This is a genomic window from Pseudarcicella hirudinis, assembly GCF_900115665.1.
Taxonomy (GTDB): Bacteria; Bacteroidota; Bacteroidia; order Cytophagales; family Spirosomataceae; genus Pseudarcicella; species Pseudarcicella hirudinis.
Window position 1 is genome coordinate 128,097 of sequence record NZ_FOXH01000004.1, and the last position, 8,467, is coordinate 136,563.

An 8,467-nucleotide genomic window follows, 5' to 3' on the forward strand; every position below is an offset into this window, starting at 1 on the left:
CTTACAAAAATAGCTCTGAGAAATCTCAGAGCTATCATTATGCGAAAAAGTTATGCCAATTGTTTTTCCAGATGATTGGTATAAAGTTCCCTATACAGGCGGATTCCATCAGGTGTTACATTCTTTTCCATGTCATGAAAATGGAAACTCTCCAATGGTTTCATTCCTGTAAAGGCATTCATTCTGTGAAAACCGAACATTACTCCTTCATCCACTGACTTCTCAAGAAAAAACTCACCCGGTAAAGTAAAAGCAGTTGATGGTGCATTCCAGCTGGTCGTCAGCATATATTTTCTGCCATGTAAAAGCCCTCCCGTTCCATAATTGATTTCAGGATTATTCCGGGAACGACCATCACTTTTGTAAATACCTTTCTGATGTCCTTCCGTAAAAACTTCGTCAATATATTTTTTAAAACGATTAGGCAGCTGAAACCACCACACGGGTGTATGATAAATAATAAGGTCAGCCCACACGAATTTCTCTACTTCTTCTGCAAGGTTAAATTCATCGTTGATATTAGTTGTTTTCACCTCAAACTCCTCGTGCCTGCCAAGATAATCAAGCGTCCAGTTTGTAAGTGTTTCATTGAATTTTCCTCCGGAATGGGCAAATCTTTGTCCTCCGTTAATTACAAATATCTTTTTCATCTTTTGTTGTATGTTAGATTTCAGAAAGTGCTGAATTGATAAAAGCAAGTTCTTCATGAGAAAGGTCAAAACTCATTGCCTGCGCGTTAGCCAGCGCCTGCTCAGCGTTTCTCGCGCCCGCCAGTACAATCGTAATTCCTTTTTGAAGAGTGGTCCAGCGCAATACCAGCTGAGACAATGAAGCATTTTTACTTTCCGCAACCGGAGTTATTTTTTCCAGAAACGTTTTTACTTTTTCCAGATCAAACTGGCTAAAATAGCCATTCCGGTGATCACTGTTTTTTAGTTTACCCTCCTTGAAGTACTTCCCTGTCAGTAACCCTCTTTCCATCGGGCTATAGGCAATAATGCCGATATTATTTTCAATTGCATAAGGAATGAGGTCTTTTTCAATCTCACGATTCAACATACTGTATGAAACCTGATCAGAAGCTAATGCGATAGTTTTTTGCGCTTCATGCATTTGGTCAAGGGTATAATTGGAAACCCCTCCTGCTCTGATCTTTCCTTGCCGGATTAATAATTCCAATGCTTCCATTGTTTCGCTGATTGGTGTTGTGGCATCAGGCCAATGTAATTGCAGCAAATCGATGTAATCTGTTTTAAGGCGTTTCAGGCTTTCTTCCAGTTCTTTAATAATATTTTCTTTAGAGGTAAATTTGAAAACGGGTATCGTTTTCCCTTCGTTTTCTGCTTCAAAAAAGAACTCACCTTTGCCTTTATTGCTGCCATCCCAGACCAATCCGAATTTGGTAAGAAGCTGCACTTTTGAACGGTCTTTTCCTTTCAGCGCTTCACCGATCATTTCCTCGCTTAATCCAAATCCATAAAAGGGAGCAGTATCAATACTTGTCACACCGTTATCCAAAGAAGCATGGATAGCATCTATTGAATCTTTTTTCTCATTTCCGCCCCACATGTTACCTCCGATCGCAAATGCACCGTAAGTAATAGTTGATAATTTTAAGGCTGTATTTCCTAATATTCTGTATTCCATGTTTTTAATTTTATTTTGATGACACAAAATTAGGGCTCGATTATTTATCATCATAATAACTTAAATAGTACATTTGTATCATAAAAATAATAGATATGATACTCAATTTAGAATGGCTTCGTTCTTTTAAGGCGATTTATGAAACGGGGACACTGACGGGTGCCGCTCAGGCTTTATATATTTCACAACCGGGGGTGAGCCTTCATTTAAGCTCTCTGGAGGCTTATACAGGTTATAAACTTTTCGACAGATCTGCCCGCAGGATGGTCCCGACGGAAAGAGGGAAAGTGCTTTATAATTTTATTTTAGAACCAATCAATAAACTGGAAACTGCTGAACAGCTTTTTCATAAAAGTTCCAAAGCAGACCGGGCAACTATCAGTATCGGGATGTGTTTTGAAACCTTTCAGTTTACCCTTGAACAACACATTTCTTCTTTGCCGTTTAATGTAATTATCAAATTCGGTGAATATCCTCAAATGTTGAATGACCTTGATAAAGGCCTGCTGGATTTAATCATTACCCCTCAAAAGGGTCCACAGAAAAACCTGGAATTCAGGGCTTTTTCTAAAGAAAGAATCGTATTGGTAAGCGGATCAAAAACTAATACGGCAGTGCTTGAACAACTCCTTAAAAATAACAAAACCGAAGAGGCGCAGGATTGGCTAAAGCAACAGATCTGGTACAGTACTGCCGCTGATATGGAGCATCTGAAAAAGTTCTGGCAGTTGAATTTCACCCATCATCCGGATTTCAAACCTAATTATATTGTTCCCAATATAAGCTCAATTGTTCGCTGTCTGAGTGATGGCAGTGGATTTTCTATTATTCCGGACTTTTTATGCAGGGAGGAAATTATGTCGGGAAAAGTGAAACTGGTATGGGAAGGAAATAATATCATTGAAAATACCCTGTATTTCGGCACCCGGAAGAAGACTATTTATGCAGCAGAAATCAAACAGATTGAAAGGACTTTTGAAGAACAGGGAGTCCTGGCACAATGACAGATGCCGGATTTGAACTTAGTCAAATGACCCCGGCTGAAGTAAAACGACTAATTTTCTTTAATCATATCCCAAAGCAATTCAAACGTATCACTAATAAGCTGATGTTGTTTCACCGTTGAAAACTCATTGCTTGTCAGGTATTGATTCAGGCCGAAAGTATGGCTTGAAATCAAGGTATGAATATAATCAACCGGAAGAGGCTTAATTATTTTGTCCTCAATACCTTTGCGAAGCATGTCGAAATGAGGCTTGAGCTGTTTTTCTATTTCTTCCTGATTCAGCAGTAAATGAAAAGGAGAATTATGGAATTGCTGTTTAAAACTAAACTCTGTTTTATGATCTAAGGCCCAATAGAGAGATGCCAGATATTGTCCCTTCATGGTAGCTTTAAAAGTATCTTCCGGTTTGGCATTTTCATTTACAAAGGCCGTCATCCGGATTTTAATATCGGTATAAAGTCCCAGAATTAAATCATCTTTAGTCGGAAAATAATGAAATAGTGTACCATTGGCAACACCGGCCTCCTGTGCTATTTTACTGGTAGGTGTTCCGTGAAATCCTAACGCTACAAAAAGTTTAAGTGCAGCTTCTAATATTTTTTTCCTTTTATCCATTTCGGCGGGTTGACTAAATAGTCGGCAAATTTATCAATGTAATTTGTTTTGAGCAATTTCCTGATATGATAAGTTCACCTCAAAAGTCACACCCGTAAAAAATACTATCTTTACGCATGAGAGCAAGACTGCTTTGAATCTTGCTCCCGTGGTATAAAAAATACCTATTTCAACTTCTGAAGCTCCGTCAAGATCATCGCTCCCACCTTTTTGGCTGATTGGGGATTTTGTCCTGTCACCAGACGTTGGTCGGCCACAGCATGTTCCTGCCATAATCCGGACTTTTCAAATATAGCACCTCGTTCTATCAGTTTATTTTCCAGTAAAAAAGGCACTATTTTGTCCAGTTTTACAGCAACCTCCTCTTCATTGGTAAAACCATTTACCTTTTTACCGTCAACAAGATATTTACCATTGTTTAATCTGATATTTACCAATCCGGCTGGTCCATGACAAACGGCACTCACAATCCCTCCGTTTTCATAAATTTTAGCGGCAATTTTTGCCAGTTCAGTATTATCAGCCAAATCCCACACAGCCCCATGACCTCCCGCATAATGAATTGCTATGTAATCATTCGGATTGATTTGAGCAGGCGTAAAAGTGTGCTCAATTTTGTTATGGTATTTTTCATCTTCCCAGAAAGTTTTGTTTACCTCATCATTCAGATCAAATCCATCAACCGGGGCTTTTCCTCCTTTGGGGCTCACAAATTCTATTTCATAACCTGCATTTTTCAATATTTCCCAGGGATGTGACACTTCACTTAAATAAAACCCGGTTGGTTCTCCGGTACTCCCTTTTTTGTCGTGGCTTGTCACCACAAATAATATCTTCTTATTCATTTTTCCTGATTGTTTAATTTGTCCGACAGCCTGATTTCTCACTAAAATGGCTCCCAGCATTGCGATGATTATTCCTGTAATAATAGTTTTGATAATCTTATTCATATGATTGGTTTTAAAATACTTACGTTTCTTGATTGTAAAAGCGGCACGATTTGCTGTACGACAATTTCCTGAAAATGCTGACTCAAACGGTGCTGATTCAATGCCTTTTCATTTTCATAAATTTCATACAGGAAAATTTCGCCGGGATTCTCCATTGTCTGATGGGCCTGATAGTACATACAACCGCTCTCCAAAACGGAGAGAGACTGAACTTGCCTTAGCAATTCCAGTACGACAGGAAGGTTCTCTTCCCCAACCTGATAAGTGGCGGTTATGACAATATTCTCTTTACTCTGTATCATTTTTTCTGTGAGTTAATGATGCAAAGTTGAAACAAAAGCAGAAAGCCGGAAAGGTCAGAAATCACAAAATTAATGTGACTGGAATCACATCAGAACTGGCTTAATCGGCTCAGCGTTTCTCTGGATACTCCTAGATAAGAAGCTAAAAGGGTTTTAGGAAGTCTTTTCAGTAGCTGAGGACTAAGCTGAAGCAAGCGTTCGTATCGTTCCTGAGGGTTTTTATTGAGCAATAATAAAATTCTTTGCTGCAATGCAATAAAACCAAAGTTTGATTTTCTGCGGAAAAAATTTGCGATACCATGTATTTCATTACAGAGTTTTTCACGGTTCTCCAATGATAAAACCAGTAATTCAGCATCCTCTATACAATCTATATAAATGCTTGCATTTCCCTCATTAAAATAGGCCTGATAATCAGTAATCCACCAGTCTTCCATGGCAAACTGGAGAATGCGTTCTTTCCCGTCTTCATCGGTATGGTATGCTTTTAAAAGGCCTTTCTGCACCCAATGATCATTATGTACATGATCTCCTTCCTGGATAAGGAACTGGTGTTTCCTGAGTTTTTTTGTTTTAAAGTGCGACAAAATATACGCAAACTCTTCATCTGTCAGTGGGGTGATTTTTTCTATATGTTGCCGTAGCTCTACACTCATCGTTTAATAATAGTTGCCTTTAAAATCAGAACTAATTTACAGAAAAATACCGGAGTTGAAATTATGAATAAAATCATTGCGGAAGTAAACCGGGGCAGAAACCTGATAGAAATAGCAGAAATCTTCCGGATTTTCCGGAAAATCTAAACAGAACGCGAAGATTCATATGCTTTCATTTAATTATCCCATTCATAAATAAGGTTTAACCTTTCGTTCATTTTTTCAATCAGCAGTTGAATCAATTATTCATCAAGAAATTCATCCGGGTCATATTAATAAATTTTATCTTCAAAGTATTTAATTGTATCTGTATAATTATCCAATCCTATTGTGTCCTATGCTCCTATGTGGTTACAAGCCTTTGCTTACGCTCGAAGTGTCTGGTGTGACACCAGCCACGGGCACGGGGTGGCGAAGATTCTTATACTTTCATTTTCGTTTAATTATCCCATTCATAAATAATGCTTAACCTTTCGTTCATTTTTTCAATCAGCAGTTGAATCAGTTCTTCGTCAAGAAATTCATAGACATCCTCCCTACCCCGTGTTCCGTGACACACGGAACACTAACCAGAACCGTAATTTAATGCCCGACAATCACAAACTGAAAGAAAAAACACTATTATTTGTCTCGTAATGCAATTTATTATTACCTTGCCACTGTAAAGGAAATGGTGTCTTCCTCATCAACCGTCTATTCAGAGACTGATGGCGCCTGCAAATAATAATTTTTAATTATGTTAGAAACTATTTGTAGGATGAAAAACAAATTTAAGTACTCTTTCGAACAGCTTTTTATTACCAGGCTTCTTCTCCGCTGGACAATCCTGATTTTTCCTGTTTCATTGCTAACAGGTTTATTGGTTGCATTATTTATGCGGTTATTAGATTTAGCCACAAAAACCCGTTTACATTACGAATGGATCATTTTCCTGCTACCTTTTGCAGGAATTTTAATTACCTGGCTCTACCAATTTGCCGGGAAAAACAGCGAAGCGGGAAATAACCTGATTATGTCTGAAATTCACCGATCCGGTGAAGGTGTTCCTGCCAGAATGGCTCCTTTGATTTTATTTACCACTGTTATTACCCACTTATTCGGCGGTTCTGCCGGACGGGAAGGTACCGCGGTACAAATGGGTGGAAGCGTTTCAGGTTTATTTGCCAAATGGTTTAAGTTAAATGATGAAGACAAAAGAATCTTATTGATGTGTGGCATTTCAGCAGGTTTCGGAGCCGTTTTCGGAACACCTGTTGCCGGAACTGTTTTCGCCCTTGAAGTATTAACAATCGGGAGAATTAAATATGATGCCTTAATTCCATGTCTGATCGCCGGAATTATTGCAGACATTACCTGCTCTTCCTGCGGCATTCATCATACACATTATCAGATTAACTATATTGATGAAAGAATCAGACTGTTTCCACATCTTTCATTCGACATTATTTTATTAGCAAAAGTTATTATTGCCGGAGTGCTTTTTGGATGCACAGGTACGCTTTTTTCAGAGCTTTCTCATTGGATTAAGGCTAAAAGTAAGATTTATATCAAATCTGTCTGGTTAATTCCGGTCGTTGGTGCAGCTTTGGTGATTGGTATAAGTTATGTACTCGGAACAAGAAACTATATGGGACTCGGCGTTACGAATCCTGAAGGAGTAAGTATCGTAGCGGCTTTTCAACCAGGTGGGGCCGAAACTTTCAGTTGGTTCTGGAAACTCTTACTTACTGCTATCACTTTAGGAATGGGCTTTAAAGGAGGGGAAGTAACACCCTTGTTTTTTATTGGTGCAACTTTGGGCAATACTTTAGCCGTAATCAGTGGTGCCCCGATTGACTTATTTGCCGGACTGGGTTTTATCGCTGTTTTTGCAGGTGCAACAAACACTCCTTTGGCCTGTACGATCATGGGGGCTGAATTGTTTGGTGCAGATTATATTCTTTATTATGCTGTGGCCTGTTTTACCGCCTATTATTTCAGCGGGCATTCCGGAATTTATCAGGCTCAGCGTGTTGCTGTTTCAAAATTTCAGATTACTGATCCGGAAGAAAATACCTTAAAAGAACTCAAAGAAAAATCCAGACAGAGTAATGACTAAAATGAAGTATTCATTTCGCATGCCATTGCCACCATTTCTTAGATTCATTCTTAAATTCAGGCTTACCTCCCGGCGCTATTTCCTGATTTTTATAATAGAAAGTAAGTTTTACCTCCGAATCTGTTGTTAAAGCAAATAAGCGCCGGACGTTCTCGTTTTCTACGATTCCTTTAATGTATAAATTGCACTGGTCGACAAGTTCGCGGGTCAATTCCAAGTTATCACTGATATAATAAGCTATTTCACCCCCAAAAGCCTTTCTTCCTACCGATAAATTCATAATATGGATAAAAGAGCTATTGAGATCTTTCAGTAAATCATCCAGGTCTTTATTCTGCAGATCAACTCTGAAATTATTCGACCGGGGCATTTCGGTAATAATTACGTGCTTCGACAACTCTTCTTCAAACGTTTCTCCTGCCATGCCGGTAATCTCTCCTCCTTCAACTAAAAAGACTTTATCTGAAATCGGCTCTTCTTTCGGGTTTCTAAAATATTGTCTGATGACGGAAGCAAACTTCATTCTCAGGTTAGAATTGGCATCAGTTACAATCATTGTACCCTTATATGGAATTCCTGCCAGCAAGCTTTCGGCTTCTATTTTTCTGGAAATTTCAATCATAAAAGCTTTATCAAGTATCTTCTCACAGGCATATTCATACCCTGTTACAAAAGCCGTCGGAGTATCTTCCAGCTTCTGAACAATAATTTCAAGCTCAAGTGCTTTCAGATTTGCCAATGCTGTTTGCTTAATATCCTGAAATCTTTTCGATAAATCCTCTTCATTCAATACATCCTCATAAACCATTTTTGAGCCTTCATCAAAACCATAAACAACTAATGGAGAAGAATGTTTATCAAATAATCGCTCCCTGAAAAAAAGCTGGTCATTTTTCCTATAATCAGATGGTTTCAAAACCGGCATTAATTGTCCCATGTAATATTTTCTCCGTTTCTTTTAAAGGTAAAATCAGGTATTTGCAATAATCATATAACCTTTGATGCAAAACGAGAAAAACTTCAGGAATAATATCAGACCGACCCATAAATTATCCCGGTTCAAACAAATAAGAATATATACTGCATTTCATCGAATTGCAATACATTTATTATCAATATCTTAAGATGTATTTTTATGAGAAATACTTGTAACCACATAGGATCATAGAGAACATAGGATTTGTTTATTCATT

The 8,467-nt window shown here is 38.2% G+C and carries 9 protein-coding genes and 1 riboswitch; of the genes, 2 read left to right on the forward strand and 7 right to left on the reverse strand.

Annotated features, from left to right (window positions below):
* Positions 1 to 50: 50 nt before the first annotated feature.
* Complete coding sequence (locus BM179_RS08610; protein ID WP_092015321.1) at positions 51 to 650, reverse strand: NAD(P)H-dependent oxidoreductase; 600 nt, start codon at positions 648 to 650, stop codon at positions 51 to 53.
* A 13-nt stretch (positions 651 to 663) separates the two neighbouring features.
* Positions 664 to 1,647, reverse strand: a complete 984-nt coding sequence (locus BM179_RS08615; protein ID WP_092015324.1) for an aldo/keto reductase — start codon at positions 1,645 to 1,647, stop codon at positions 664 to 666.
* Positions 1,648 to 1,742: 95 nt separating this feature from the next.
* Between BM179_RS08615 and BM179_RS08620 the strand changes: the two genes are divergently transcribed.
* Positions 1,743 to 2,651, forward strand: coding sequence for a LysR family transcriptional regulator (locus tag BM179_RS08620; RefSeq protein ID WP_092015327.1), 909 nt, complete (start codon positions 1,743 to 1,745; stop codon positions 2,649 to 2,651).
* Positions 2,652 to 2,701: 50 nt separating this feature from the next.
* Here BM179_RS08620 and BM179_RS08625 read toward each other — a convergent pair whose 3' ends face one another.
* From BM179_RS08625 to BM179_RS08640, 4 genes are all read right to left on the reverse strand, one after another.
* Entirely contained in the window at positions 2,702 to 3,268 is a 567-nt protein-coding gene (locus tag BM179_RS08625) for a TetR/AcrR family transcriptional regulator (protein ID WP_092015330.1), read from the reverse strand.
* A 164-nt stretch (positions 3,269 to 3,432) separates the two neighbouring features.
* Complete coding sequence (locus tag BM179_RS08630; protein WP_092015333.1) at positions 3,433 to 4,218, reverse strand: type 1 glutamine amidotransferase domain-containing protein; 786 nt, start codon at positions 4,216 to 4,218, stop codon at positions 3,433 to 3,435.
* On the reverse strand, positions 4,215 to 4,520 hold the full coding sequence (locus tag BM179_RS08635) for a putative quinol monooxygenase (RefSeq protein WP_092015335.1): 306 nt from the start codon (positions 4,518 to 4,520) through the stop codon (positions 4,215 to 4,217). The genes BM179_RS08630 and BM179_RS08635 overlap by 4 nt, the downstream gene beginning before the upstream one ends.
* An 89-nt stretch (positions 4,521 to 4,609) precedes the next feature.
* Entirely contained in the window at positions 4,610 to 5,176 is a 567-nt protein-coding gene (locus BM179_RS08640; protein WP_092015338.1) for a Crp/Fnr family transcriptional regulator, read from the reverse strand.
* 657 nt (positions 5,177 to 5,833) lie between these two features.
* Positions 5,834 to 5,900, forward strand: a riboswitch (Fluoride riboswitch).
* A gap of 33 nt (positions 5,901 to 5,933) precedes the next feature.
* On the opposite strand from BM179_RS08640, the gene BM179_RS08645 reads away from it, so the two are divergent.
* Positions 5,934 to 7,274: a voltage-gated chloride channel family protein gene (locus BM179_RS08645; RefSeq protein WP_092015341.1), complete on the forward strand. Its 1,341-nt coding sequence runs from the start codon at positions 5,934 to 5,936 to the stop codon at positions 7,272 to 7,274.
* Between the two features lie 10 nt (positions 7,275 to 7,284).
* Here BM179_RS08645 and BM179_RS08650 read toward each other — a convergent pair whose 3' ends face one another.
* Entirely contained in the window at positions 7,285 to 8,211 is a 927-nt protein-coding gene (locus BM179_RS08650; RefSeq protein ID WP_092015344.1) for a DUF1444 family protein, read from the reverse strand.
* Between the last annotated feature and the right edge of the window lie 256 nt (positions 8,212 to 8,467).

Bases quoted from the DNA above. Each gene is read 5' to 3' on its own strand.
- BM179_RS08610 (WP_092015321.1), bottom strand. From the start codon at position 650: ATGAAAAAGATATTTGTAATTAACGGAGGACAAAGATTTGCCCATTCC.
- BM179_RS08615 (WP_092015324.1), bottom strand. From the start codon at position 1,647: ATGGAATACAGAATATTAGGAAATACAGCCTTAAAATTATCAACTATT.
- BM179_RS08620 (WP_092015327.1), top strand. From the start codon at position 1,743: ATGATACTCAATTTAGAATGGCTTCGTTCTTTTAAGGCGATTTATGAA.
- BM179_RS08625 (WP_092015330.1), bottom strand. From the start codon at position 3,268: ATGGATAAAAGGAAAAAAATATTAGAAGCTGCACTTAAACTTTTTGTA.
- BM179_RS08630 (WP_092015333.1), bottom strand. From the start codon at position 4,218: ATGAATAAGATTATCAAAACTATTATTACAGGAATAATCATCGCAATG.
- BM179_RS08635 (WP_092015335.1), bottom strand. From the start codon at position 4,520: ATGATACAGAGTAAAGAGAATATTGTCATAACCGCCACTTATCAGGTT.
- BM179_RS08640 (WP_092015338.1), bottom strand. From the start codon at position 5,176: ATGAGTGTAGAGCTACGGCAACATATAGAAAAAATCACCCCACTGACA.
- BM179_RS08645 (WP_092015341.1), top strand. From the start codon at position 5,934: ATGAAAAACAAATTTAAGTACTCTTTCGAACAGCTTTTTATTACCAGG.
- BM179_RS08650 (WP_092015344.1), bottom strand. From the start codon at position 8,211: ATGGGACAATTAATGCCGGTTTTGAAACCATCTGATTATAGGAAAAAT.